Origin of the sequence: Alienimonas chondri (genome assembly GCF_013036045.1) — a bacterium.
Taxonomy (GTDB): domain Bacteria; phylum Planctomycetota; class Planctomycetia; order Planctomycetales; family Planctomycetaceae; genus Alienimonas; species Alienimonas chondri.
The window spans coordinates 38,111-63,119 of record NZ_WTPX01000009.1; the positions used below are offsets into that span (position 1 = coordinate 38,111).

20 protein-coding genes are annotated in these 25,009 nt (G+C 68.5%); 9 read left to right on the forward strand and 11 right to left on the reverse strand.

The window, feature by feature from the left end; all coding sequences use genetic code 11:
- Positions 1-55 precede the first annotated feature (55 nt).
- Positions 56-1,411 (forward strand): S1C family serine protease, encoded by a 1,356-nt coding sequence (locus LzC2_RS02695; RefSeq protein ID WP_171183475.1) that lies wholly within the window; start codon positions 56-58, stop codon positions 1,409-1,411.
- Between the two features lie 48 nt (positions 1,412-1,459).
- Here LzC2_RS02695 and LzC2_RS02700 read toward each other — a convergent pair whose 3' ends face one another.
- The gene (locus LzC2_RS02700; protein ID WP_171183477.1) at positions 1,460-1,684 is read right to left on the reverse strand and encodes a hypothetical protein; all 225 of its coding nucleotides are present in this window, start codon (positions 1,682-1,684) and stop codon (positions 1,460-1,462) included.
- Between the two features lie 181 nt (positions 1,685-1,865).
- Here LzC2_RS02700 and LzC2_RS02705 point away from each other — a divergent pair, with 181 nt between their 5' ends.
- Entirely contained in the window at positions 1,866-2,891 is a 1,026-nt protein-coding gene (locus LzC2_RS02705) for a type I phosphomannose isomerase catalytic subunit (protein WP_171183479.1), read from the forward strand.
- 3 nt (positions 2,892-2,894) lie between these two features.
- Here the strand turns inward: LzC2_RS02705 and LzC2_RS02710 are convergent, their stop codons facing one another.
- From LzC2_RS02710 to LzC2_RS02730, 5 genes are all read right to left on the reverse strand, one after another.
- Positions 2,895-5,843: a [protein-PII] uridylyltransferase family protein gene (locus tag LzC2_RS02710; RefSeq protein WP_171183481.1), complete on the reverse strand. Its 2,949-nt coding sequence runs from the start codon at positions 5,841-5,843 to the stop codon at positions 2,895-2,897.
- The gene (locus LzC2_RS02715; RefSeq protein ID WP_171183483.1) at positions 5,840-6,178 is read right to left on the reverse strand and encodes a P-II family nitrogen regulator; all 339 of its coding nucleotides are present in this window, start codon (positions 6,176-6,178) and stop codon (positions 5,840-5,842) included. The genes LzC2_RS02710 and LzC2_RS02715 overlap by 4 nt, the downstream gene beginning before the upstream one ends.
- 123 nt (positions 6,179-6,301) lie before the next feature.
- Positions 6,302-6,895 (reverse strand): Fur family transcriptional regulator, encoded by a 594-nt coding sequence (locus tag LzC2_RS02720; RefSeq protein ID WP_246254685.1) that lies wholly within the window; start codon positions 6,893-6,895, stop codon positions 6,302-6,304.
- 25 nt (positions 6,896-6,920) lie between these two features.
- Positions 6,921-7,169 carry a hypothetical protein gene (locus LzC2_RS02725; RefSeq protein ID WP_171183485.1) on the reverse strand — a complete coding sequence of 83 codons (249 nt, stop codon included), beginning with the start codon at positions 7,167-7,169 and terminating at the stop codon, positions 6,921-6,923.
- Between the two features lie 88 nt (positions 7,170-7,257).
- Positions 7,258-8,283 carry a threonine aldolase family protein gene (locus tag LzC2_RS02730; RefSeq protein WP_171183487.1) on the reverse strand — a complete coding sequence of 342 codons (1,026 nt, stop codon included), beginning with the start codon at positions 8,281-8,283 and terminating at the stop codon, positions 7,258-7,260.
- 55 nt (positions 8,284-8,338) lie between these two features.
- Here LzC2_RS02730 and hisD point away from each other — a divergent pair, with 55 nt between their 5' ends.
- Together hisD and LzC2_RS02740 are read left to right on the forward strand one after the other, a co-directional pair.
- Positions 8,339-9,694 (forward strand): histidinol dehydrogenase, encoded by a 1,356-nt coding sequence (gene hisD, locus LzC2_RS02735; protein WP_171183489.1) that lies wholly within the window; start codon positions 8,339-8,341, stop codon positions 9,692-9,694.
- Positions 9,695-9,747: 53 nt separating this feature from the next.
- Positions 9,748-10,890 carry a serine hydrolase domain-containing protein gene (locus LzC2_RS02740; RefSeq protein ID WP_171183491.1) on the forward strand — a complete coding sequence of 381 codons (1,143 nt, stop codon included), beginning with the start codon at positions 9,748-9,750 and terminating at the stop codon, positions 10,888-10,890.
- On the opposite strand, the gene LzC2_RS02745 is transcribed toward LzC2_RS02740, so the two are convergent.
- Positions 10,887-12,206, reverse strand: coding sequence for a tetratricopeptide repeat protein (locus LzC2_RS02745; RefSeq protein ID WP_171183493.1), 1,320 nt, complete (start codon positions 12,204-12,206; stop codon positions 10,887-10,889). The two genes, LzC2_RS02740 and LzC2_RS02745, sit on opposite strands and share 4 nt — an antisense overlap.
- Before the next feature lie 116 nt (positions 12,207-12,322).
- Here LzC2_RS02745 and LzC2_RS02750 point away from each other — a divergent pair, with 116 nt between their 5' ends.
- Positions 12,323-13,624 (forward strand): serine hydroxymethyltransferase, encoded by a 1,302-nt coding sequence (locus LzC2_RS02750; protein ID WP_171183495.1) that lies wholly within the window; start codon positions 12,323-12,325, stop codon positions 13,622-13,624.
- An 868-nt stretch (positions 13,625-14,492) separates the two neighbouring features.
- On the opposite strand, the gene larE is transcribed toward LzC2_RS02750, so the two are convergent.
- Positions 14,493-15,371, reverse strand: coding sequence for an ATP-dependent sacrificial sulfur transferase LarE (gene larE / locus LzC2_RS02760; RefSeq protein WP_171183499.1), 879 nt, complete (start codon positions 15,369-15,371; stop codon positions 14,493-14,495).
- 108 nt (positions 15,372-15,479) lie between these two features.
- On the opposite strand from larE, the gene LzC2_RS02765 reads away from it, so the two are divergent.
- From LzC2_RS02765 to LzC2_RS02780, 4 genes are all read left to right on the forward strand, one after another.
- Positions 15,480-17,177 carry a translin family protein gene (locus LzC2_RS02765; RefSeq protein ID WP_171183501.1) on the forward strand — a complete coding sequence of 566 codons (1,698 nt, stop codon included), beginning with the start codon at positions 15,480-15,482 and terminating at the stop codon, positions 17,175-17,177.
- Between the two features lie 119 nt (positions 17,178-17,296).
- Positions 17,297-18,460 carry an NAD(P)/FAD-dependent oxidoreductase gene (locus tag LzC2_RS02770; RefSeq protein ID WP_171183503.1) on the forward strand — a complete coding sequence of 388 codons (1,164 nt, stop codon included), beginning with the start codon at positions 17,297-17,299 and terminating at the stop codon, positions 18,458-18,460.
- Positions 18,460-18,942 (forward strand): D-aminoacyl-tRNA deacylase, encoded by a 483-nt coding sequence (gene dtd / locus LzC2_RS02775; RefSeq protein ID WP_171183520.1) that lies wholly within the window; start codon positions 18,460-18,462, stop codon positions 18,940-18,942. Before LzC2_RS02770 ends, dtd begins: the two co-directional genes overlap by 1 nt.
- Before the next feature lie 151 nt (positions 18,943-19,093).
- Positions 19,094-20,443 carry a CvpA family protein gene (locus LzC2_RS02780; protein ID WP_171183505.1) on the forward strand — a complete coding sequence of 450 codons (1,350 nt, stop codon included), beginning with the start codon at positions 19,094-19,096 and terminating at the stop codon, positions 20,441-20,443.
- Positions 20,444-20,593: 150 nt separating this feature from the next.
- Here the strand turns inward: LzC2_RS02780 and LzC2_RS02785 are convergent, their stop codons facing one another.
- The 3 genes from LzC2_RS02785 to ggt all read right to left on the reverse strand — a co-directional run.
- Positions 20,594-21,628, reverse strand: a complete 1,035-nt coding sequence (locus LzC2_RS02785; RefSeq protein WP_171183507.1) for an acetyl-CoA carboxylase carboxyltransferase subunit alpha — start codon at positions 21,626-21,628, stop codon at positions 20,594-20,596.
- A gap of 132 nt (positions 21,629-21,760) precedes the next feature.
- Positions 21,761-23,299, reverse strand: coding sequence for a serine/threonine protein kinase (locus LzC2_RS02790; protein WP_171183509.1), 1,539 nt, complete (start codon positions 23,297-23,299; stop codon positions 21,761-21,763).
- Between the two features lie 148 nt (positions 23,300-23,447).
- The coding region (gene ggt / locus LzC2_RS02795; RefSeq protein WP_171183511.1) for a gamma-glutamyltransferase at positions 23,448-25,009 on the reverse strand (1,562 nt) is incomplete at its 5' end.

Below are 25,009 nucleotides of genomic sequence, written 5' to 3' on the forward strand. Positions count from 1 at the left end.
CGGGGGACGAATCACGGGCACAATGGAGCGCCCGTCCCCGGTCCCGCCGCCCGAGATGTCTGAGTTCGACGCCGCTCGAGAACCCGCCGCCGCCGGCCGCGCCGGGGATCTGCTCGACCGGGGTGATTGGCCCGAGGGAGCGGCCCGTTACCCAGGGCAGGGCAGAGCGGCGGAACATTTCGTCGAACGGACCGCGGAGCGGCCGGAGCAAGCGGTCGAACCTCGGCGGCGCACCGGGCGGGGCGTTTCGCCCTGGCTGGTTTTCGTCCTGCTGGTGATCATCGCCGGGCTGCTGTTTCGGCTGGGCCTGCTGAGCGGCGGGAGCGTCCTCGACCCGGACGCGGCGCCGCGTCCGATCACGCCGAGGGGCGAACTCGCCCCCGCGGAACAAACGGTGACGGAGATCTACGAACGGGTTTCGCCCAGCGTTGTGCATCTCGTCGGCCGGGTGCCCGAGTACCGCGTCGACGCTTCCGGCCAGCAGGCGTTGATCGGCGAACGTCAGGTCTCCGGCAGCGGGTTTGTTTGGAATGCGGACGGGCACGTCGTCACGAACGCACACGTGATCGCGGACGCGGAGGATCTGCGGATCACCCTCGCGGACGGCACGACCTACAACGGCCGGCCCGTCGGGGCGCTGCCGGGACGCGATATCGCCGTCTTGAAGATCGACGCCCCGCCCGTAGCCCTCACCCCCATCCCGGTCGGAGAGAGCGGCGATCTGCGCGTGGGGCAGTCGACGTTTGCGATCGGCAGTCCGTTCGGACTGGATCAAACGCTCACGACCGGGGTGGTCAGCGGGCTGGACAGGGCGATCCCCTCCGGCCTGCCCGGGGAGAGCGCGATCGCCGGCGAACCGGGTCAGCGGATCACGGGCGCCATCCAGACGGACGCCGCCATCAACGTGGGCAACTCCGGCGGACCGCTGCTGGACTCCGCCGGGCGATTGATCGGCATGAACACGGCCATCTTCACCGACGGCGGCCGCAGCGGGGGGATCGGCTTCGCGGTCCCCGTGGACGACCTCAACCGGTTCGTCCCCGAGCTGATCCGCACGGGGGAAGTCCGGCCGATCGGCATCGGCGTCGGACTGGTGATGGACGCCGGAATGCGGCGCGACGTTCGGCTGGGACGCATCCCGCGCGCGGGGGCGCTGGTCGGTCGGGTGCTCCCCGGCGGCGCGGCGGATCAGGCGGGGGTGCTGGGCACGCGGCTCGGCGAGAACCGCACCCTGCCGGGCGACCTGATCGTCGCTGTGGACGGCCGGGACATCGGCAGCGGGTCAGACCTGCAAGACGTACTGACTCGTCGCAAAGCGGGCGAGACGGTCACGCTTACGATCGTGCGGGCCGGCGAGCCGGATCCGCTCAAACTAGACGTGACGCTCCAGGAACTTCCCGAGTTCCCGTGATCGGTCGACGCTTTCGGCGCTCGATCCCGATCTGTCTGCGAACGGCGATCAGCGGGCGACGGCGGAGAAGCGGGCGGTTTCCGCCGCCTCTTCGGAACCCTCGGCGGGATCGACGCGGAGGTGGACCTCCCCGTCCAGAATCTCGACGACCGTGCAGACCACTTCACCCACCTGCACGCTGTCGCCCACCGCCAACTCGACTTCCACCGACTTCGTCGGATCGACGTCGACGGTGCGAGGAAGGCGGTCGGCGGACGAAGCGGGGTCGAACATGCGGTCGCGTCGCGGGCGGGCGGGGGCGGCTCTGAGCCGGGGGCGGCTCATATAGGGGCTGGCCCGTGGGGAGGGAACCCATGTTCGAGTCGCGACCTCGATTCGCCCGGCCCGCGACGGTGATCGAAGCCCCGCGCGTCGTCACAATCTTCTGCCCCGCATCTTGGAGAATGAAGATCTCATGGCCGACGCCGACCGCAACGCCGCCGCCTCCGCCGGCCCCCTGGAACCGGCCCCGATTCTCAAACGGATCCGTTGGGGGGGAACCAAGCTCGGCTCGCTGTTGGGCAAGGATCTCGGCGAAGGAGACGACTGGGCCGAGAGTTGGGAGGTCGCCGACCATGGTGACGATCAGAGCGTCGTCACCGCCGGCCAATACGCGGGATGGTCGCTGGGACGTCTCGTTGCAGAACGCCCCCGCGCCCTATTCGGCCGGCACGCGACGCTGCCGGACGGCACGCCGCGGACGCAGTTTCCGCTGCTGATCAAGTTCCTTGACGCCGCGGACACGCTCAGCGTGCAGGTTCATCCCAACGACGAGCAGGCGAAGACCTATGACCCGTCGGAAAACGGCAAGACGGAGGCGTGGGTGATCGTCGACGCGGAGCGGGGCGCCTCGCTCTACGCCGGTCTGAAACCGGAGACCGACGCCGACGCCCTCCGCGCCGCCAGCGAGGCGGGTTCCGTCGAAGACCTGCTCCACCGCTTTGAGGTGGAGGCGGGTGACTGCGTGTTCATTCCGGCCGGCACGGTGCACGCGATTGGAGCGGGGATCGTGCTGGCGGAGATCCAGCAATCCAGCGACCTCACCTTCCGCCTGTACGACTGGGGCTACCGCGATCCGCAGGGGAATCCGCGGCAGATTCACCTCGACGAATCGATCGCTTGCACGGACTTCAATCGCGGCCCCGTCGACCCGGTTTCGCCGCGACCTCTGAAGGGGTTGTCTGAACGGAGCGAACGGCTCGTGGAGGGCGAGTATTTCGTGATCGATCGCCACACGGCGAGCGCCGCGTTCCCCCTGCCGAGCGACGACCGATTCCGCGTGCTCATGACCCTGAGCGGCTCCGCGACCCTCCTCTGCGAGCGTGATTCGATCGAACTGCCCACCGGGAAGACCGTCCTGATTCCGGCGGACTGCAAACCGCTCACGGTCGAACCGGCCGCCGGGGGCGTGACGCTGCTGGAGAGCTATCTGCCCAGCTGATCGTCAGGCGTCCGGGGGTACGTCCTGCCCTTCGAACGCTCGGACCCGCGCGAGGAGGCTATCCTGGATCTGTTCCAGCCGCTTCGGATCGACCACCTTCGCCCCGTCCCGGTCCGTGACGTAGAACACGTCCACCACCTGGTCCAAATGCGTGCTGATTTTCGCCAGCCGCACGATCAGCCCCTGTTCCGCGATGGCGGAGGCGAGGACGAACATCAGCCCCGGAGCATCGGTGGCAAACACGTCGAAGACCGTGCAGGTATCGCTGGAATCGACGTCGGCCGTCACGCGGATCGGTTCGCCGGTCACCTCGGCGGGCAGGGCGGGGGCGGTGCCGAACGGACGGGACGCCGCGATCGCGGCGGGCACCTTGGCCCGGGAGGCGGCCGCATCGGCGGCGGCGTCGCCCAATTCGGAATCGGCGGCGGCCCTCAGAGCGTCGGCGACCTGCTGAACCCGCCAATCCGGGACCGCCATCGGGATGACGGAGACCGCGGTCGCCCCCATCCCCGGCGGCGGAGTGGGCATCGGCGGGATGAAGTCCCGGTCCAGCACGCGGAAGAGATCCAGCAAGCTGCCGTCCTCCAACGTCTCGACCACCGCGTCCACCACCTCCAACCGGCGGGCGGCCAGTACGCCGGCCAGCCGGGCGAACAATCCCGTCGAGGCGGACGACGCGGCAAGCCGGTATTCCGTCGTGCCCGTTTGCGGATCGAACCGACCATCCGCCGCGGCCCCGCCGGCCGGCAGGTCGTGCAAGACCCTCAGGTCGTCCGTCAACAGGTCGGGGTCGCGAAGTCCGATCAGGTGAGGCGAGAACTGCCGCAATTTGCGCTCGGCCCAAGCCCGGAGCGAGGCTCGCTCCACGTCGATCCGACCGGACCCGGTGGCCGCCGCGGCACGATCGGCGAACGAGTCGGCGGCGGCGTGCAAGCGCTGCTCGGCATGTTCGTGCGACGCCGGTCGCCCGCCGTCCAGCACCCGGCGGACGTCTTCGTAGAAGCTCGCCAGCAGATCGCCCTTCCATGCGGTCCAGGCGTCCGGCCCGACGCCGCGCAGGTCCGCGGCGCTCAGGACGTACAGCATCCTCAGCCTCGGCACGTCGCCGACTTCCCGGGCGAACCGGAAGATCACCGCGGGGTCGGCCGTATCCCGCCGCAGGACGAGATGCGTCATCTTGAGATGATGGGCGACGAGCCAGACCAGGAGATCCCGCCGCTCCGGCTCCAGCCCCAGCCGCTCCGCCACGTCCCAGGCGCGTTCCGCCCCCACGACGGAATGATCCCGGCCGGCCCCTTTGCCGCAATCGTGCAGGAGGACGGCGAGCGTCAACAGGCCCGAATCGAGCACCGCCCGCCGGGCCGCGGAGACCGTCGCATCACATCCGCCCCAGGGAGGAAGACCGCTGTCGTCTTCGTCGCCGTGCCCCACGCGGCCGTCCGCGTCAGGGTCGATCAGCATGCCGCAGGCCGCTTCGACGCACCGCAGACTGTGCTCGTCGACGGTGTAAGTGTGATATTGGTTGAACTGCGTCAGACAGCGAACCTGCTCCATCGGCGGGAGCAACCAACCCAACACCCCGTGGCGGTGCAGGCTTCTGACGGCCGCAGCCGTGTGCACGCCGGCGGCGAGCAGGGCGTCGAACTCCGCAGCGACCGTCCGAGGAACCTCGACCGGCCACAGCGGGACCGCTTCCCGGATCGCATCGGCCAGTTCGGGGGAGGGCAGGGAGCCTGTTTGGGCCGCGACTCCGAACACCGGCATCGTCCGCGCCGGGTCCGCCGCGACCTCCGCCTGTCGGGCGGCGGGTAGGTCAAGCGTGTTGGGACCGGCGGTGAGCTGATCCTCCGCTCCCCGTAGCGGCCGTCGCACCGCCCGCTTCAGTTTCGTCTGCCAACGTCGCGGGCGATGACGAGCGACGAACCGATCCGTCAACTCCGCGAGTCCGCCGGTGCGGGTGAGGAACTGACGCATGAACGTCTCCACCGCCCGACGGGCGTCCGGTCCGCGTTCCTCCGGGCCGGGAATCAATTCGAGCTGGTCGGTCCGCGTGAAGACGTCCCGGGCCCGTCCGACGGCGAGGTGCAATCCGCAGCGGACGTCCAGCAGGACGTCGATCGCGGCGACCAAATCCTCGCGGTCCGCGGCGGTGAGATCGCCCGAGCGGACCAGTTCATCCAGATCGGTCGTGCCGCACGCCGCGACCGCTACCCAACGCAACAGATGAGCGTCGCGGAGGCCGCCGCTGGCCCGCTTCAAATCCGGTTCCAGCAGGAACGGCGTTTCCCCATGAGCGTTCCGTTCGGCCTGTCGAGCGAGGAGGGCGTCGCCGCAGAAGCGAACCGCCTTGCGTCGGACCCAGCCGCGAGAAGCCGCGATGAATCCGGCGCTGCGATCGGCGTCGCCGCAGATCGGGCGAGCTTCCGTGAACGCGGTCGCCGTTTGGATGTCCGCCCGCATGGCGGCCAGCGCGGAGCGAACGGAGTGCGAAGCGTGCGCCAAGGGCAATCCGGCGTCCCACGAGCCCTGCACGACGCCGCGGACCACGGACCGATGCAATTGGGCGGCCCTTGGCCCCCGCAGCGCCTTGGGGCCGAGCAGCAACACATCGACGTCGGAATGCGGGCACAACTCGCCTCGCCCCGTTCCGCCGGTGGCCACGACCGACGTCAGCCGCCGCGCCGCCCGGCGAACGTCCTCAGGCAAATCCAAGAGGGCCGCTTCGTACAGGTCGCGGACGCAGTCGTCGGCGATCGCGGAGAGAATCGCCGCGACTCTCAAACCGCCGACGCCCGCCTCACGCGCGGCCCGCGCCCGATCCAGACGGCCCGCCCATCGATCCGCGGCACGACGGGTCAACGTCGCCGAGTCGACGGCCGCGTTGCGGTCTGCGCCCGGTCCGGTCTCGACCGGTTCGGCGGTCGCGTCCGTCGCGGGGGGCGCATCGGTCACAGCGCCGTGTCGCCCGTTTCGCCGGTGCGGATGCGGATCATCTCAGCGACGTCGTAGACGAAGATCTTGCCGTCCCCGATCTGCCCGGTGCGCGCCGTGCGGAGAATCGTGTCCACGACTTCCTTGAACTGATCGTCCGCGACCACGACTTCGATCTTCTTCTTCGGAAGAAAGTCGACGGTGTACTCCGCTCCGCGGTACTGCTCCTTATGGCCCTTCTGACGCCCGAAACCGCTGACTTCCGTGACCGTCATGCCCTGTACGCCCACGGCGGTGAGCGCGTCCTTTACTTCCTCCAGCTTGTAGTGCCGGATAATCGCCTCAATCTTCTTCACGAAAACACGCCTGCGCCGGGGGGACTTGAGGGGCGAACACTCCGGGTACTCTGATCGTCCGACGCGAAACCGCAAGGGACGGGCGATCGGGCCGCAGCGTTCCACGAACGCGGCGGGGGCCGGTCACACGCGATCCAGCTTGCTGTGGCGACGCCGCCGCGGCTTGCGGGCCTCGCGGGAGAGGCCGTAGACCTCCAGTCGATGGCCTTCGACGCGGAATCCATGTTCCGCGGCGACGCGTTCCAGGATGGCGTCCAGTTCCGGGCTGCGGAACTCGATCAATTCGCCCGTCTCCCGGCAGATCAGGTGATCGTGGTGCGGGTAGCCGTACGCGTGCTCGTAGAGGTCGCGGTCGTCCTGACGGGCGATCTTGCGAATCAACCCCGCCTCCTCCATCGCGGCGACGTGCCGATAGACGCTGGAGCGACTGACCCGCCGGCCGTCGCTCTTAGCGGCGAGGCGTTCGGCGAGGGTTTCCACGTCGAAGTGCTCATGATCAGCGAACACTTCCTCCACCGTGATCCGGCGTTCCGGGGTGAGGCGTTGGTTTCGCGTAACGAGGAACTCGCGGAACTTTTCTGTCGGCGAAACCGCCACCGGCACCGGCGGCAGGTCGGTTCGCCCGCGGGGGTTGGGCGCCGCGTCGTCTGCGGAGCCGTCGCGGGGCCGGGAGCCGTCCGACGAGCGCGATTCCGAATCTGGGCCGAGGTGCGACAAACGAAAAGCCGTGGGGCGGGCGGGTTCAGTCGAGGAGGTCCGCCAACAACCCGTCGAGGGCGGCGTCGAGGCGGTCCGGTGTATCGTAGGCGCCGGCGGCGATCTGCTCGCGGATCAACTCCAACCGAGCCGCCCGGACGGACTTGGCGTCGCCGGAAGAGCGATCATCGGCGGTCGAAGCGTCGCCGCTTGCGTCCGTTCGGTCGCCGGCCGCCCCGTCGGTCTCCGCACGCGGCGGGGAGGGCGGCGGATCGGGGTCAGGGTTCGGCTCCATCGCGCAGCGTCTCCCGGGGGCAGGGCAGCCGGTCAGTGTACGGCCCCCCTGGCGCCCCCGGCAACGGGCGGTCGAGTCGGTCTGCCTCTCACCGACCGTTCAACACGGCCACGACGGCGTCCGCCGCGCTCAAGGCTTGCTCTGCGGAGACGTCCAGATGCGTGCAGGCCCGCACGCGGTTTGGTCCGGCCGGCTCCATCAGGACGCCCCGCTCCCGGAGCCGTTCGCATATTTCGCGGGGCGAGGGAAGCTGCGGAGCGAGTGTGAAGAACACCAAGTTCGTTTCCGGGGCCGATCCGCTCACGCCCTCCACTGTCGAAACACGGTTCCAAAAGGCGAGGGCATGGACGTGATCCTCTGCGAGGCGATCGACGTGATGTTCCAGCGCATAGCGGGCGGTCGCGGCGATCACGCCCGCCTGCCGGCAGGCGCCGCCGAACAGTTTGCGGGCGCGACGGGCCGCATGCATCTCCGCTTCGCTGCCGGCCAGAATCGACCCCATCGGGCAGCCAAGCCCCTTGCTGAAGCAGATCGACACCGTGTCGCAGCACGCCGCGATCTCCCGCGGCGTGCCGCCCCCGGCGACCACCGCGTTGAAGAATCGGGCGCCGTCCAGATGCACCTTCAAGCCGCGATCCCACGCCCAACTCGAAACTTCTCTCAGCCGTTCGAGCGGCCAAACTCGGCCGCCGGCCATATTGGCGGTGTTCTCCAGGCAGATCGCCGCGGTCCGGGAGAGGTAGACCGCGTCCGCGTGCACGTGCGGAGTGAAGTCGTCGACCCCGGGCATGCCGCCCTCGCCGGGCACCGTGCGGCAGGAGATCCCGGAGAGAGCCGCCGCGGCGCCGCCCTCGTAGTTGGCGATGTGGCCCGTTTCGTGGATCAACACCTCGTCCCCCGGCCGGGCATGCAGCCGCACGCCGAGTTGGTTGCTCATCGTGCCGGACAGACAGAAGAGCGCCGCCTCCTTCCCCTGCAAGTCCGCGATTTCCGCTTCGAGGGCGTTGACCGTCGGGTCTTCGCCGGCCATGTCGTCGCCGACTTCCGCCTCGCACATCGCCCGGTACATCCCGGGCGTCGGTTTGGTGACGGTGTCGCTGCGGAGATCGATCATGTTGATTGCACTGTAACGCGGAGGCTCCGCGGAGCCTCCGCGTTAGGATAGGGACATGCGCACGATCGACACTCGAACCGACGACTGGCGAGCCGCCCTGAACGCCTTGCGGGACACGCTGGGCGTGGACGGCGACGTGGTCTCGGAGGCCGGCCGGGCGAAAACGATCGAACTGTTCGGCGAGCCGCTCTCGCCGAAGCTGGTGGTCGACCGCATCTGCGACGACGTGCGGCGGGACGGAATCGACGCGGTCCTCGACTACACCCGCCGACTTGACGGGAAGGACCTCACCCCGCAGACAGTCCGAGTGAGCGAAGAGGAGTTTGCCGAGGCCGAAGCCGCCGCGGACCCGGCGTTCCTCGAGGCGATCCGACGCGCGGCGGAGAACGTCCGTGAGTTTCAGACCGCGATCCGACACCGCGACGTTCCCGTCCGCCGCGACACGCCCGGCGGCGGCTCGGTGCATCTGGTGCAGCGATATGTCCCGATGAAGCGGGTCGGCCTGTGCGTGCCCGGCGGGGCGGCGGCGTACCCCTCGACGCTACTGATGACCGCCGTCCCCGCGCAGGTCGCCGGCGTGCCGGAGATCGCCGTCTCCGTCCCGCCCACCGCCTTCGGCGGCTACAACGCGGACCTGCTTGCCACCTGCAAAGCGATCGGCGTCACCGAGGTCTACCGCACCGGCGGCGCCCAGGGCGTCGCGGCGCTGGCCTACGGGGCAGGGGAGGGGATGAAGCCAGTCGATTTCATTTGCGGCCCGGGCAATCTGTTCGTGGCGTTGGCCAAGCGGCGGGCGTTCGGCACGGTCGGCATCGATTCGATCGCCGGCCCCAGCGAGGTAATCGTGCTGGCAGACGAGACGGCAAATCCCGCCTTCATCGCCGCAGATCTGATCGCCCAGGCGGAGCACAGCCCCGGCAGCGCCGTGCTCGTCACGTGGCACGAACCGCTGATCGCGGCGGTGGAGGAAGCGATCGAAACGCAACTCGCGACGCTCAGCCGGGCGGACCTGATCCGGCCCAGCCTCGACGCCTACGGGGCGTCCATGCTGGCCCGCGACGAGGCGGAGGCGTGCGAACTGACGGACGAACTCGCCACGGAGCACCTGCACATTCAGACCAGCGATCCGGAACGGTTGGCCGAAAAGATCACGAACGCCGGGGCGATTTTCCTCGGCCATCACACCCCGGTGGCCCTGGGCGATTACTACGCCGGCCCCAGCCACGTCTTGCCCACCGGCGGCACGGCCCGCTTCGCCAACGGGCTCTGCGTGAACGACTTCCTCAAGCGCAGCAGCGTGATCCGCTACGACGAAGCGGCGCTGGGCGACGCCGCGGACGACGTCGTCCGTTTGGCGGAGAAGGAAGCCCTCACCGCTCACGCGGCGAGCGTTTCGATTCGTACTGCGTAACCCGTGCCGCGTAACGCAGAGGCTCCGCGGAGCCTCTGCGTTACGATCGAACCATGAGCCTCGACGCCCTCCCCCAGACCCGCGCCGTCCTCGAACAGGGCCGCGCCGACGGTCTGCACCACGGCGCCCAGCTGTTCGTGTCGCATCGCGGAGACCTGATCTGCGACCGCGCCGCAGGCGAGGCTCGGCCCGGGGAGCCGCTGAAGCCGAAGCACCTCATGCTCTGGCTGTCCAGCGGCAAGCCGATCACCGCGGCAGCGGTCGTCGATTGGTGCACGCGAAGTGACGAAGCCGGCCCCCGCCTGGACGATCCTGTCGCCAAATACTTGGCGGCGTTTGCAGCGGGCGGGAAGGGGGACGTGACGATTCAGCATCTCCTCACCCACACGGGCGGGTTTCCCGACGCCGATCCCGGCTACCCGAACGTCTCCTGGGAGGAATCGATCCGCAGGGTCTGCGAGGCCCCGTTGGCGGACGGGTGGATCGTGGGCGAGACCGCGGGCTATCACCCGAAGTCGTCGTGGTTCATCCTCGGCGAACTGCTGCGTCTGTGGGAGAACGAACCGGCGACGGACGCGATGCACGAACGAGCCGGCTTCAATGAGACGATCACGCTTCAGCGCGTCATCCGGAGCGGGTTTTACGGATGGTGGAGCGTCGGCGAGCATCGAGTGGATGAAGTACGCCCGACGCTCGCCCCGATGTACCGCCGTGCCGGACGGGAGCTCGTCGAGACGGAGCATCAGGACGACGTCCACCTCACCCGCGACTCGCCCGGTTCGTCGCTCCGCGGAACCGCCGCGGACCTCGGCCGGTTCTACCTCGATCTGCTCGACGCGATGCGAGGGCTGGGCGAGTCCTTTCCGCAGGCCGCCGCCGAACTGCTCGTCACGCCTCATCGCGTCGGAGTCCGTGACCGGACGTTCCAGCACACGGTCGACTTCGGCCTCGGGGTGATCATCGATTCAAACCGCTACGGGGCGGACACCGTGCCGTACGGGTTCGGGCCGCACTGCTCGCCTCGGACGTTTGGGCACGGGGGGAGCCAGTCGTCGATGGCCTTCTGCGATCCGGAGCACGAACTCGTCGTCGCCTGGGCGACCAACGGGATGTGCGGGGAGCCGAAGCACCAGCGTCGCAATCGGGCGATCAACGCGGCGATTTACGAAGACCTCGGGCTCGGCCTCAGCGGCTAGCGCACGTCGTTCGGCAGGCCCAGCCGGGTCCGGGCCAGCTGCGCCCATGGGCCGCGGTCGTCGTGAACGAGATAGGCTCGATAGTGCTCCTGCGCGCCCTCGTCGCCCAGCGTGTGCAGGCTCTCGGCGAGATGAAAGTGAGCTTCGGGCAGGTCGCCGTGGATCGCCAGTGCCGTGCGGAACGCCTTGCTCGCGGAGCGATGCTCGCCGCCGCTCGCCCGCACGCAGCCGAGTTGCACCCAGGCTTCGAGGTAGCGCGGGTCATGCTCTGTCGCCGCTCGGTAGCGTTCTGCCGCGGCGTCGGGACGGCCGGTGCGAAACAGGGCGTCGGCGAGGTGAAAGTGAGCCTCGGGATGCGCCGGTTCCTTCGCCAGACAGGCTCGCAGCGCCGGCTCCGCGGCGGCGGGGTCGTCGGCGTCCAACCGCTCGATGCCGAGCCGGAGCCACTGGGCGGCGGTGCGACGCTCGGGCCGTTCGCCGTCCGCATCCGGCAGGCGGAGCAGGGCGGGGGAGGGCGGCTCGCCTTCCGGGGACGCGGGTTCGAGCGAGGCGTCCGCAGCGAACTCCAACACCCGCTGCCCGCTCGCCGGTTCACGCAGTCCCGCGTCGTCCCGGACCAGCAGACGCCCATCGTGAGCGAGCAATTCGAGCCGTCCCGCGGCGATCGCGTCCTCGCCGAAGACCTCCGTCAGGGACGCCAACCCGGCTTCCAACTCCGAACGGGACACGCCCGCGGCTAACAGCTTCGCCAGCGTTCGGGTGCGGGCGACCTCGGCGAAGTCGAAGTACGGCAACCGGTGCACCGTCTTCACCGGCCGAATCAATCCGTCTCGCGCCCAGCGGCGGATGCGGCCGGGCGTCACGTCCAACAGGCCGGACAGCATCGCCGGCGTGTAGAGGCGTCGCACGCCCGCGGAGAGATCCGCGTCGAGCGGGGCGCTGAGTCCCGCGGCCCGCAGCCAATCGCTCTCGGCGAGCACCCGCACGGTCGCCTCGCCGGTGCGATTCCACTCCGCCGCGTGGCGGAACTTCACGGTCGGGGCGCCGTCGTCGGCCAGCGGCCAGCCCTCCTCGCCCACCACCAGCAGCGTCGTGCTTCGAGTGAGGCGCTCTGTGAACGTCCCCCCGAGGTCCGCGACCAGCCGTGCCGCTGCGGCGTGCGTCATGCTCGCCAATGTGCCGGTGAAGGCGATCGTCTCCCCGGCGAGCGGCGGCGGATCGGCGGGTTCGGTCGACGGCGGGTCGACGGCGTCCTCCGACGAATCGTCGCCGACGGCTTCCAGCGATTCGGCAGATGGGAGCGATTCCGCGGGCACGAGTCTGCGGGTCGGGGCGGGGAACGGATGTGGCAGGCGGCCGCGTGTCGGGCGGCAATTCTCTGCGGTAGTTTAGGAGCCTCCTTCGCCCCGCGCGCTCCCCCACCGGCCTCGTGATGTCTTCGTCCGCCTCGTCCGCCCCCGCCTCCGGCCTGCAGACCGCCGGTCTGTCGCAAGCCGATCCCGACGTCTTCGCCGCGATCGAGCGCGAGCGGGGTCGCCAGACCGACGGCCTCGAACTGATCGCCAGCGAGAACTACACCAGCGCCGCCGTGATGGAGGCCCAGGGCACCTGCCTGACGAACAAGTACGCCGAGGGCTACCCCGGCCGCCGCTACTACGGCGGATGCGAGTACGTCGACCAGATCGAGAACCTCGCCCGCGACCGGGCGAAGGAACTGTTCGGGGCGGAGCACGCCAACGTCCAGCCGCACGCCGGCAGCCAGGCGAACTTCGCCGCCTTCAGTGCGATCCTCAAGCCGGGCGAGACGTTCCTCGCCATGGACCTCGCCCACGGCGGGCACCTGACGCACGGCATGCACCTGAACGTCAGCGGCCAGTTCTTCAAGCCCGTCCACTACGGCGTCCGGCAGAGCGATCACCGGATCGACTTCGATCAGGTCGCGGCTCTGGCGAAGGAGCACAAGCCGAAGATGATCGTCGCCGGCGCCAGCGCCTACCCGCGGGAGATCGAGCACGCCCGCTTCGCCGAGATCGCCGAGGAGGTCGGCGCGAAGCTGCTGGTCGACATGGCCCACTACAGCGGCCTCGTCGCCGCGAAACTGCACGACGATCCCGTGAATGTGGCGGACGTGGTCACCAGCACGACCCACAAGACGCTCCGCGGCCCCCGCAGCGGGGTGATCCTCTGTCGGGAAGAGTTGGCGAAAGCGATCGACCGGCAAGTGTTCCCCGGCTCGCAGGGCGGCCCGCTGATGCACGCGGTCGCGGGGAAGGCCGTTTGCTTCCGCGAAGCGTTGCAGCCGGAGTTCAAGCAGTACGCCCAGCAGGTGCTCGACAACGCCCAGGCGCTCGGCGAGGCGCTGGCCGCGGGCGGCGTCACCCTGGTCAGCGGCGGCACGGACAACCACCTGTTGCTCTGCGACGTCACCGCCGTGGGCACCACCGGCAAGATCGCGGAGAAGGCCCTCGACGCCGCCGGCGTGACGGTCAACAAGAACATGATCCCGTTCGACCCCCGCAAGCCGATGGACCCCAGCGGCATTCGCTTCGGCACCGCCGCCCTCACCACCCGCGGCATGAAGCAGGACGAGATGAAACGCGTCGCCGCGTGGGTGCTCGAAGTGCTCGCCAACCCAGAAGACGAAGCTCTGATCAAACGCACCCACGAAGCCGTGACGGAGTTCACCCGCAACTACCCGGTCCCGGGCGTTAGCGCGGTCGGGGAGACCAAATGAACTGGCTGTGGCAGAATCCGCCTGCGTTTTGGCAGTGGGCAGGCATCGCAGTCACATGCATTGGGGCAGGGCTCTCGCTCGCAGCGGTCCTATTCGCTCGCTCTGCGCGAGACCAAGCGAGGCGTGCAGCGTCACGGACCCGCAGGCTCAACTCGCTCGGAAAGCTAGAGTCCCTCAGGTTAGACCTCGACGAGCTAAATCGAGCAGCTACACGAGGTGAATGTGAAGCTGTTGCGACCCTAGCAAACAGGTTGCTTTTCACGATTGCGAGAATGAAGCCCGTTTCACTCGATGCGGTTGTGGAAGTCGATGCTCACATCTGTTGCCGACAACTGCTGGAAGAACTTACAGCGGTCACAGAGGTAGCTACAATCGTCGGTCGAAAGCCGCCACGAGCCGTACAACTTCAGCAATTGCGCAACGCAACAGGTAAGATTCAACTCTTAGCTGGCGAACTCACGGCAATCGCGGAACGGTCCTTGAGGGTCGAAAATGAAACTTAGCACTGAGTACGATTACATCTCTGGGCGGGCTAACCGAGCATCAGATCTGGCTCAACTAGGCAGTCGCGTCGAAGAAATTCTTGAGAATACTCGTCGCGGCAGCGCGATTTGGATGTCGACAGGACACCCCGACATCTACTTGAGCGACCTCGGTGACGACCGCTCGCTAGAGGTTGGGATCGAGTCGTCCAACTGTGTCTTCCGGATTCGTAACCACACCGGGCGCAAGGAGTTCAATGTGTCGCTTCCGTGTCCAAATCTATTGGATTTCAAAGAGACCGGCGGGAGTCGAGCGGAACTTAACAGCTTGGAACTGTTAGTCTTGGCAGCAGCGGATAAAGCCCGAAAAGCTGAACTCCCACAGGCTAGGTTTGGCTCCCAGTTGTTACTCCCAGTCGAAGAGGATTCAGCCGCAGTGGTGAGTTGAGGCTCCCGCTACGAAACCCCTCCAAATCGAGGGTCACGTAGCGGAAGCCCAGTCGCTTGAGTTCCTCGCTGACCGCCGCCGCTTCGCCGCAGACGCGGGGCAGGGCGGGGCGGGGGACTTCAACGCGGGCCAGTTCGTTCGCCTCGCAGCGGACGCGGCACTCCCGCAAGTCGAACGTCGCTTTGAGCCAGACTTCCGCGGCGTCGACGCGGCGGACGCGTTCCTCCGTCACCGGCACGCCGTAGGCGATCCGGCTGCTCAGGCAGGGACTCGCCGGCTTGTCCCACACCGGCAGGTTCCAAGCTTGGGCCAACGCCCGCACGTCGGCTTTGGTGAAGCCGCACTCCAACAGCGGACTGCGGACGCCCCGGTTGCTGGCGGCCCGCATGCCGGGGCGGTGGTCGCCGGCGTCGTCGGCGTTGGCGCCGTTGACCACCGCGTCCACGCCTAACTCCGGCAACAGATCGCCGAGTCGGTCGTAGAGTTCGCTTTTGCAGTGAAAGCAGCGGTCGGAGGCGTTCGCAAGGTAGTCCGGCGAGGCGAACTCGTTCGTCTTGAGCACGCGATGCCGGATGCCGATCGCCGTCGCGACCTCCGTCGCCGTGTCTAACTCCCCGGCCGCGAGGCTGGGGCTGTCGGCGGTGACGGCGACCGCGTTCTCTCCGCAGGCCAATGCGGCCGCTTTCGCGACGACGGCGCTGTCCACCCCGCCGCTAAACGCGACCGCCGCACGTCCCATTCCACGCAGCACGTCGAGCAACCGATCGCGCTTCGCGGCGAGTTCGGGGGAGAGCGGGGGGGATTGAACGGCGGGCATCGACCGATTCTAGCGAGACCGGCCGGGATCGTGGCGAACCTCGCGGTCCCCGGACCGGGTACACTCGTCCCGCCGCACCGCCCGTCCACCTCTTCTATGACCCCGCCGATGCGCCCGCCCCGTCCCCGTCTCCTCACGGCCGTCGCCGTCCTCAGCGTCGTCGCAGCGATGGCTCTCTCGCCCGCTCCGGTGGCCGCTCAGGGCGAGTTGACGCGTGAGCAACGGGTCGAACTCGTCGGGTTGAAGCGAGATGCGGTCCGACTGGGCGGGTTGCTGCGTCGCGGCGAGACCGAAGATGCGAAGGCGATGCTGGCCGAGGTGGAGGCCCGCTTCGCCAAGCTCAAAGAGGCGACCGGCGGCCTGGAAGGCGACCGCTACGCGGGACTCATCGAGGAAGATCTCGCCGAAGCTCGCACCGCGCTGGCCCCGGGAGCCGCCCCCGTCGAAGATGAACCTCATCCCGAAATGGACGACATGCCGGTGGACGGCCCCGCCATGAACGGGAATATGGCCGGCGGAAACGCCATGGCCGGCGGCGCGATGGACACGGGCGACAGCGGGGCGGGGGGGATCACCTTCTCCAAAGACGTCGCCCCCACGCTGGTGAACATGTGCGGCCGCTGCCACATGAACGGGCAGGCCCGCGGCGGGTTTGAGATGAACAGCTATCAGGAGCTGATGGACAGCGGCTACGTCGACACCGACGACCCCGAGGGCGGTCGCATGATCCGCCTGATGGGGCAAATCGAGCAGCCGAAGATGCCCCCGGGCAACGCCCGCATCAAACGCAGCCAATGGACCAACGCCCGTGATTGGGCCGTCGCCGGAGCCAAGCTGGACAAGGGCAATCCGAGCGCCCCGATGCGGTCGCTCGTGCCCACTGCAGCGCAGCTTGCCCGGGCAGCGATGGCGAAGATGAGCGACGGCGAACTCGCCGCCGCTCGACTCGAACGAGCGAACGAACTGTTCAAGAAGGCGTTGCGCCGTTCGACGCCGACGGTCGTTCAGGTTCCCGATTCCGCCTCCCCCGTCACCGGGGGGTTGATCCTGATCGGCAACGTGGACGAGGCCCGGCTCAACCAGATCGCGGATTGGATCAAGAAGGACGCCGAACGCCTCGAACCGCTGGCCGGCGAGGACGGCCTCGGCGGGCGCGGACCGCTGACCGTGTTCGTGATGAAAAGCCGCTTCGACTATCAGGAGTTCCACGCCGCCGCCAGCGGTTTGTTCGAGGTGCCGGCCAGCGTGACCGCCGACGCCACGGTCCCCGACGACGGCAGCGACGCCTACATCGCGCTGCAGGACCTGCGGGACGACGCGACGCAGTCCGATCCGGGCATGCGGGCGAACGTGATCTTCGGGCTATCCGAAGCCGCGATGGCGGGGCGGGGCGGGGACGTGCCTGCCTGGTTGTCTGCGGGCCTCGGCCCCGCGATCGCGTTCGACGTGGATTCGCAGAATCCCGCCTTGCGGGCGATGTCCGATCGGCTGCCGGGCGCCTTGTCGCGGCTCTCGAAGCCGGACGAACTGCTCATGCCCGGCACCTTCGCTCCGGAAGAGATGCCGGCCGTCGGCGCCGCAATGGTCTCCGTCCTGCGGAAAAACGGCGGCGACAAGAAGCTCGGCCAGTTGCTCAACGTGATGGCCGCCTCCGCTCCCGCGGAGGAACCGGCGATGATGATGAACGCCATGCGACGCGGGAACCGCAACCGCGGCGACGGCGGAGCGGCGGCGTTGTTGCAGGTTTACGGCGCGACCCCGGCTCAATTGGCGGCCCGCCTCGTCGCGGCGGCGCGCGGGCGGTAGTCGGGGCCGATCGACGGACGGTCGTCCGTCGTGGCCGACTGGCGTTCCTTGGACAAGAACGGGGCGGGGGGGGAACCTATACTGGTTCTCCCGCCGCCCCGCTTCGTTTCGCCCCGTCCATGCCCGCGCCCGATGTGTTGATCGTCGGCGGGGGCGTGATCGGACTCAGCTGCGGGGTCGAACTCGGTCGACGCGGCCGCTCTGTCACGGTCTTGGAACGCGGCGAGGTCGGCGCCCAGACCGGGCCGGCGAGTTGGGCGGGCGCCGGCATGCTGCCGCCGGCGTCGCTGGAACTCGCCGTCACCCCGCGAGATCGCCTGCGGGCGCTGTCCCACGCTCGCTGGGACGATTGGGCCGCGGCTTTGCGAGAGGAAACCAGCGTCGAGATCGGCTATTCACGTCGCGGCTCGCTGCACGTCTCGCACCCAAATCTCGGCGGGGAGTTTGCGTCGGGGCAGGAGGCCGAAGCCTACGTCACGTCTTTGCAGCAGGTCGGCGTTCGTGCGGCACGATTGAGGCCGGACGACGGGCGCCTGCATGCTCCCGGGCTGTCGCGAGACGTGTCCGAACTCATCCGCGTGCCGGCCGCCGGGCAGGTTCGCAATCCCCGCTTGCTGCGGGCTTTACGCGGGGCGGGCCACGGAATGGTGGAGGTTCGCGAAGGCGTGCCGGTCCGATCGCTGCGGCGATCGGGCGGACGCATCGTCGGCGTCACGACCGAGACGGGGGAGCGAATCGACGCCGGAGCGGTTCTGATCTGCGGCGGAGCGTGGACCGGCGGCCTGCTGGCAGACGCCGGATTCGCAGCCCCGGTTCGTCCCGTCCGCGGACAAATCGCGCTGCTGCGCACGCGACCGGGACTGTTCTCGGCGACGATCGAATGCGGACGGAGATACCTCGTCCCGCGGACCGACGGTCGGCTGATCGTCGGCGCGACGCAGGAGGAGGCCGGCTTTCATGCGACGACCACCGCGGGCGGCCTCGCCGAATTGCTCGACTTCGCCCGCACGCTCGCGCCGGTTCTGGAGGAGGCGACCGTCGAACGGTGTTGGGCGGGTCTGCGTCCCGGAACGCCCGACGGCAACCCGCTGCTCGGTCGCGTTCCCCAAGCTGACGGGGAACCTTACAACCGACTTCTCCTCGCCGCCGGCCACTTCCGCGACGGTCTCCAACAAAGCCCCGGCACTGCCGCGATCCTCGCAGATCTCATCGAGGGGAACGCCCCCGCAATCTCGCTGGACGGGTTCGCCCCCGACCGATTTTCGAAGCCGGAGGCTGAGTGATGCGCGCCGTGGTGCAGCGAGTTTCGGACGCGTCCGTGACGGTCGAGGGGACCGTCGTGGGGGAGATCGGCCGCGGCTTGCTAGTGCTGTTAGGCGTGGAAGAGGGAGACGGGGAGGCCGATCTGAAGTGGCTCGCGGCGAAGGTCGCGGGCCTGCGGATCTTCAAGGACGCCGAGGGCAAAATGAACCGGTCCGTCACGGAGTTGGTACGAGACCGAGCGGCCGACGACGCTCAACCGCCGGCCGGCGTGCTGGTGGTCAGTCAGTTCACGCTGCTGGGCGACTGCCGCACGGGGCGACGCCCCAGCTTCAAAACCGCTGCCGAACCGGGCGAGGCCGATCGCCTGTACCAAGCGTTCTGCGAACGACTGCGGGCCGAAGGGCTATTCGTCGCCACGGGGGTGTTCCGGGCGACGATGGCGGTTTCGCTGACGAACGACGGCCCGGTCACGCTGCTGGTCGATAGCCGCAAGCAGTTCTGAGCGGCGTCCGGATTTCTCCCGAAACAGTCGCGACCGAATCGCCCTTCCCGGCGGTCCGGACAATTCGATAGCTTGGGCCGATTCGCCCCGGAGGATCGGGGCTGCGCACGCCGTTCCGTCCGCCCCGTTCTCCAAGGAAGGGCCCTTCGCCATGTGGTTCGACCTCGTTGTCGCCGCCATTCTCCTGTTCTGCATGGTGCGGGGCGCACGGAAGGGGTTCCTGTGGCAACTCGCCGCGATCGCCGCGGTGGTGCTTTGCTTCGTGTTCGCGGAGACCGCGTCCTTAGCGATCGCGCCCTACTTGAAAATCGATCCGCCGCTGAACCGGTGGGTCTCGATGCTGCTGCTTTACGTGGCGTGCTCCTTCGTCTGCTTCGCCGTCGCGCGGGGGCTGCAGAACGGACTGGAGAAGGCGAAGTTCGAAGACTACGACCGGCACCTCGGCGGTCTGTTCGGGCTGATCAAAGGCGCCGGCATCGCCGTGATCGTGACGTTTTTCGCGGTGACGCTTTCGGAAACCGCCCGGCCGTCCGTGCTCGCATCGCACAGCGGGCACGCCGCGGCGGTCGTGATGGACAAACTCTCGCCGGTGTTCCCGGAGGAACTGGGCAAGGTGCTCAAGCCGTATCTGGATGAGTTCCAGGGCTTCGAGGACGAGTTTCACGGCTCGCACCTCGCGGAGGGCAGCGAGGATCTGGACGACATTTTCGGCGAAGGCGATCCGTCCGATGACGGATTCGGCGGATTCGGCGGATTCGGCGACGACTTCGGCGGCGAGTTCGATGATCGTGGCCCGATCGCGGGGAATGACTCGTCTCAGGCGGGCGACGGCTTCGGGGGCGATCCATTTGGCTGGGGTTCGCGTCCGAGCGGCGATCGCGTCTCCGGCACGCCGATCAGCGGCGACGGAGCCTTCGGTGACTCACGCTTCGGCGGAGACGACTTCGGGGCACAACCGGGAGCCGATTCCGGGGAACGGGCTGATTGGTTCCGAGACGGCTCCTTGAACACGGACCGGCTGAGAGACGAAGCCGGGGGCCTAGCCCGAGACATGATGAATGACGTGCCCGAAGAGACCCGCCGCAACCTGACCGATTCGCTCACCGAGGCGGCGACCGGCGCCGCCCGGCGCCGGGTGGAAGACGGGCTGGGCGTGCGGCTCGACGACTTCCTCGGCGGCGACCCGACCCGGCCCGCCGCCGATCCGGCCGCCGTCGCCCGACCGTCGCGGCAAGAGCTGATCGCGGAGATCGCCGCGATCTACAACCGCGACGAGGACGTGCAGGCGATGATCCGCAGTCAGTCCGCCCGGGCCCTCGGACCGGTGCCGGAAGATGCGGCGCTGGACGTCCTCCAAGACTGGCTCGCCGATCTCCGCGGGCCGGCCGCCGGCCCGGACCCGGATCCGACGACGACCAAGTCGACGACGCTCCGCGAGCGGATCACCCGACGTCTCACCGCACGCACCGCGCGGCCGGGAGCGTCGACGTCGCTCCGGTGAGCGAGAGCCGGCGGGGAACCGTCCCGACGAACGTCGCCGCCCGTTGGGTCGAACCCACCAAGTCCTACGCCTGAAGGGTCAGAATCAGGCCCAGTTTGACATAACGGGCATTATCGGACGTTACTGGCATTCCCCCGAGGGGAGAATGGATCAGGTGGAGGAAGCCGTCGTGGCGTCCTCGGCCGACGCGTCCCCCGCAATCTCCGCGGCGACGGCTTCCTCGAACTGGCCGATCCTGCGGAACCGCTCGTAGCGGTGAGCCAACAGTTCGTCCGGCGAGAGTCCGGAGAGTTCGCGGACCGCGCGACCGAGCGATTCCTTCAGCGCCCCGGCCGCGGCCCGGTGGTCGCGATGGGCGCCGCCGGGCGGCTCCTCGACGACCTCTTCGATGATCCCGAACTCCAGCAGATGGTCGCTGGTGAACTTCAGGGCGTTGGCTGCCCGATCGACGTTCGCGGGAGTCGCCCCGCCCTCGGTCCGGTACAGGATGCCCGCGCAGCCTTCCGGGCTGATGACCGAGTAGTAGGCGAACTGCATGACCGCGACGTGATCGCCGATGCCGATACCCAAGGCGCCGCCGCTGCCGCCCTCGCCGATGACGCAGCACACGATCGGCGTCTTCAGCCGGGCCATCTCGCGAAGGTTCAATGCGATCGCGTAGCTCTGACCGCGTTCTTCGGCTCCGACGCCCGGATAGGCGCCTGGGGTGTCGATCAGGCAGACGACCGGGAGACCGAACTTCTCCGCCAGCCGCATCTTCTCCAAGGCTTTGCGGTACCCCTCCGGGTGGGCGCAGCCGTAGTAGCATTCGGTCCGCTCCTTCAGCGTCCGCCCCTTTTGCTGACCGACGAGCAGCACGCGCTGGCCGTCCAGCTTGGCGAAGCCGGTGAGGATCGCCCGGTCGTCGCCGAAGGCCCGGTCGCCGTGCAGTTCGACGAATTCATCAAACACGAGTTCAATGTAATCGCGCGTCTGGGGCCGCTCCGCGTGGCGGGCCACCTTGACGGTCTGAGCGGCGTCGAGGTTTTCGAACACCTCGCGCGTTTTCTCGCGAATCTCCCGCCGCAATGCGCGGACGGCGTCGCGGAGGTGGCTCGACGGATCCGGATCGGCTTCGAGCGCGGCGAGCTTTTCTTCGAGCTGACGGATCGGCCGCTCGAACGGCAACAGGGGGGCAGCAGGCATCACGCGACCGGACGGAACGGGAACCCGCTTTTCGCGGGGCCGTTGAGTCTACGAGAGCGTCCGCGAATCGCCCAGCCCGACGCCCGGCCTCGGCGTCGGCCTTGCCATGAAGACCGCCGGGGACGCTGTCCGCTAGATGATTTCCGGGAGTTCGGTCATCAGGGGCAGGTCCTCGTCCTTCGTCTCTTTCTGGCTGGCATGCTGAGCGTCCGTCGGACGGGTCAGACCGGGCACCTGCACCTGCGAGCCAGCCGGCGCGGTTTTTCCCTCCGGCGGCCGCGGCGGGGCGTTCCCCGGCGCGCCGGATTGCGGCGGGGGTTGCGGGGGCGGCGCCGCTGCCGGTTGAGCGTTCGACGGCGAAGCGGACGGCGGCGGCTGCTGGTACTGCGGCGGCTGATACTGCGGCGGGGGGTATTGCACGGGCGGATACTGTCCCGGAGGCGGTTGTCCCTGCCCGCCGGGCTGCGGAGCGAACTGCGGCTGCGGAGCGAACTGCGGCTGCGGATAGTACCCCGGCGGCGGATAGCCGGGCGGATAGCCCTGCGGCATCCCGGGCGGCGGAGCCTGCGGCTGCGAGGCCTCTTTCTCCGCCTTGCGAGCAGCGGCCTTCTTGGCTTCGCCGCCCACGTCCGCACGGCGGCGTTGCTTCTTGACGGGCTTCGCGGGAGCCTTGATCCCCTTCAACGTACGGACCGCGTCCGCCCGGCTGTCCAGCAGCGACGCGCCCTCCAACTCCTGTTCTTCTTCCCGCCGTCGCTGCTCGCGCAGTAATTCGTGCGGGTCTTTCTTGAAGAGCGTCGCGGTACGGAACTCCGCGAAGACCTCCGTCGGCGACTGCGGCCGGTCTTTCGGCTTCTTGGCCAGCATCCGATCCAACAGCTTGTCCGCCTCCGCAGTGAGGTTGTCGTTGAAGCCGCTCGCCGGCGGGACCGCCTCTTTGATGTGCTGCCGCAGCATATGAGCCGGGTCGTTGCCGGCGAACGGCGGCCTTCCGGACAGCATTTCGAAGAACGTCACGCCCAGGCTGTAGATGTCCGTGGCCGTGGTCTTCGGCTTTTTGAGAATCGTCTCCGGCGCGATATACGTCCGGGTTCCGCGGATCGTCGCTCCGCCGCCGAACAACGCCGCCAGTCCGCCGGCTGGCTTTTCGCTCAGCGAGAAATCGATCACCCGCACTTCGCCAGTGGGCGTAATCAGCAGGTTGTCCGGCTTCAGATCCAGGTGCAGCCAGCCCTTCTCATGGATGTGGGACAGCCCCTGACAGACGCCCTCGACGATCTTCTGCGCGTTCGCCCGCACCTCCGCCGAGTTATTTTTCAGCGCCGCCTTGAGGTTCGGGTACTTAAACAACTCCATCACCAAATACACGTTCGTCTTCGTTTTGACGAAGCCGCCGGTGTGAATCACGCAGGGGTGATTCATGGACGAGCCGACCTTCTGCTCGTGCTTCAGCGTGGCGATCTGATCTCTGTCTTTGATCAGGTTCGGTTGAAGCAGCTTGATTGCGTGCGTTTGACCGGTGGCCCGCTCCAGGGCTTCCCAGATGACCGTGGCGCCGCCGGAGGCGACCTTCTCCACCAGGTCGAATCCGTCGACGGTCTTCCGCCCGTCGCCCTCCATGGAGGAAGCGGCTTCGGCATGTTCGTCGGGGGGGGCGTCGGGATCGGCCATCGCCTCACCACCTTATCGGACTCGCGTAACGAACCGCGTCGGCGGCTCGCCGGCACGGGGGTGCTTGCGGTCACTATAGCCCCGTTTCAGGGCTCGTGGCACGATTCGTCGGGAGCGAAGGTCGCGTTCGGCTCACATTCCGATCGCGTTACAAACCGTCCGCCCCCCCGCCCTTGCGCGGATCCGCGGCGGCGGAGAGCGTGCCGTCGGCGTTCCGAACCGCAATCTGCGCGACGCCGAGTCCGGCTCTCTCCCGCAGTTCGTGGCCCAACGGTTCGAGATCCCGGCGAACGGCGCCATACATCGCCGGCTCGACGTCTACGCGATCGGGCACCCATTGATGATGCAACCGCGGCGCGGCGACGGCCTCCGCAGGCGACATCCCGCCGCGCACCCGGTTCAACACGACCTGCAACGTGGCGGAGATAATCCGCGGCCCGCCGCTGGCCCCCGCGGCCAAGACGGCTCGGCCGTCCCGCACGCCGATCGTCGGCGACATACTCGACAACGGCACCCGCCCCGGGCCGACCGCATTCGCCTCCGACTGAATCAGGCCGAAGGCGTTCGGCTCGCCGGGTACGGCGGCGAAATCGTCCATCTCGTCGTTCAACACCACGCCGGCTTCGGTCACCACCAGACTGCCGAACTCAAGATTGATCGTTTCCGTACAGGCGACGGCGTTGCCGGCGGCGTCGATCACCGACAGGTGACTCGTTCCGCCGTCGCGGACCGGCGCCACGCGGCCGTAGTAGGCCGGAGGGAACGTGCGCGTCGGGTCGATCTTCACGGCCAACGAATCCGCGTAGGCCGGCGAGATCAGCCGCGCGGTCGGAATCGGAGAGCCGGCCCGGGCGGCGAAGTACGGATCGCCGAGGTACGCCGCCCGATCCGCAAAGCTGTGCTTCAGCGCCTCGACCAACCGATGCCGACCGGCGGGAGAGTCGAGGGCCACGCGGCCGGCGATTCGCTCTCGCGCAGCAATCAGATTCAGAGTTTCGAGCATCGCCACACCGCCCGACGAAGGCGGCGGCATGACGTACAGCGACATACCGTCGAAGGTCCCCGCGATCGGTTCGACCGGTCGCGGTCGGTAGGCGGCGAGGTCCGCCTCCGTCATCACCCCGCCCGCCTCCCGGACGGTTCGCACCAGCGCCTCCGCATTCGAGCCTTGGTAGAACGCCGCCGGCCCCTCCGCGGCGATCCGTTCCAACAGAGCGAGTTGAGGCGAGGGAACCGGCTCCCCTGCCCCGGGCAACTCGCCGCTGAACAGGTACTGACTCCAGAAGGCTGCGAACTTTGTTTTCAGCGCCGGGTCGGCTTCGAATTCCGCCAGGAACTTCAAACGTCGGACGCGGTCATGGTCGTCCAGCGGTACGCCCTCACGGGCCAGGCGGATCGCGGGGGCGAACACGACCGCCCGGTCGAGGACGCCCCACTCGCGTTGAGCGAAACACAGACCGGCGACGGTCCCGGGCGTCGCGACCGCCTTTCCGCCGCGACGGCTGGACGCGGGATCGTCGAGGAACATGTCGCGGGTCGCCGCGGCGGGGGCGACCTCTCGGTAGTCCAGCGCCCGGCACTCGCCCGCGGCCGCGTCATAGAAGACGAGAAACCCTCCGCCGCCCAACCCGCAGGAGTAGGGCCGCACGACCGAGAGCGCGAGGCTCGTCGCGACCGCCGCATCGACTGCGTTCCCGCCCGCCCGCAACG

What these genes read in the sequence shown, in the direction of transcription:
- LzC2_RS02725 (WP_171183485.1), bottom strand. Translation starts at nt 7,169, where the DNA reads ATGGAGCCGAACCCTGACCCCGATCCGCCGCCCTCCCCGCCGCGTGCG.
- LzC2_RS02770 (WP_171183503.1), top strand. Translation starts at nt 17,297, where the DNA reads ATGCCCGCGCCCGATGTGTTGATCGTCGGCGGGGGCGTGATCGGACTC.
- LzC2_RS02780 (WP_171183505.1), top strand. Translation starts at nt 19,094, where the DNA reads ATGTGGTTCGACCTCGTTGTCGCCGCCATTCTCCTGTTCTGCATGGTG.
- dtd (WP_171183520.1), top strand. Translation starts at nt 18,460, where the DNA reads ATGCGCGCCGTGGTGCAGCGAGTTTCGGACGCGTCCGTGACGGTCGAG.
- LzC2_RS02730 (WP_171183487.1), bottom strand. Translation starts at nt 8,283, where the DNA reads ATGATCGATCTCCGCAGCGACACCGTCACCAAACCGACGCCCGGGATG.
- hisD (WP_171183489.1), top strand. Translation starts at nt 8,339, where the DNA reads ATGCGCACGATCGACACTCGAACCGACGACTGGCGAGCCGCCCTGAAC.
- larE (WP_171183499.1), bottom strand. Translation starts at nt 15,371, where the DNA reads ATGCCCGCCGTTCAATCCCCCCCGCTCTCCCCCGAACTCGCCGCGAAG.
- LzC2_RS02765 (WP_171183501.1), top strand. Translation starts at nt 15,480, where the DNA reads ATGCGCCCGCCCCGTCCCCGTCTCCTCACGGCCGTCGCCGTCCTCAGC.
- LzC2_RS02695 (WP_171183475.1), top strand. Translation starts at nt 56, where the DNA reads ATGTCTGAGTTCGACGCCGCTCGAGAACCCGCCGCCGCCGGCCGCGCC.
- LzC2_RS02740 (WP_171183491.1), top strand. Translation starts at nt 9,748, where the DNA reads ATGAGCCTCGACGCCCTCCCCCAGACCCGCGCCGTCCTCGAACAGGGC.
- LzC2_RS02700 (WP_171183477.1), bottom strand. Translation starts at nt 1,684, where the DNA reads ATGTTCGACCCCGCTTCGTCCGCCGACCGCCTTCCTCGCACCGTCGAC.
- LzC2_RS02785 (WP_171183507.1), bottom strand. Translation starts at nt 21,628, where the DNA reads ATGCCTGCTGCCCCCCTGTTGCCGTTCGAGCGGCCGATCCGTCAGCTC.
- LzC2_RS02705 (WP_171183479.1), top strand. Translation starts at nt 1,866, where the DNA reads ATGGCCGACGCCGACCGCAACGCCGCCGCCTCCGCCGGCCCCCTGGAA.
- LzC2_RS02790 (WP_171183509.1), bottom strand. Translation starts at nt 23,299, where the DNA reads ATGGCCGATCCCGACGCCCCCCCCGACGAACATGCCGAAGCCGCTTCC.
- LzC2_RS02750 (WP_171183495.1), top strand. Translation starts at nt 12,323, where the DNA reads ATGTCTTCGTCCGCCTCGTCCGCCCCCGCCTCCGGCCTGCAGACCGCC.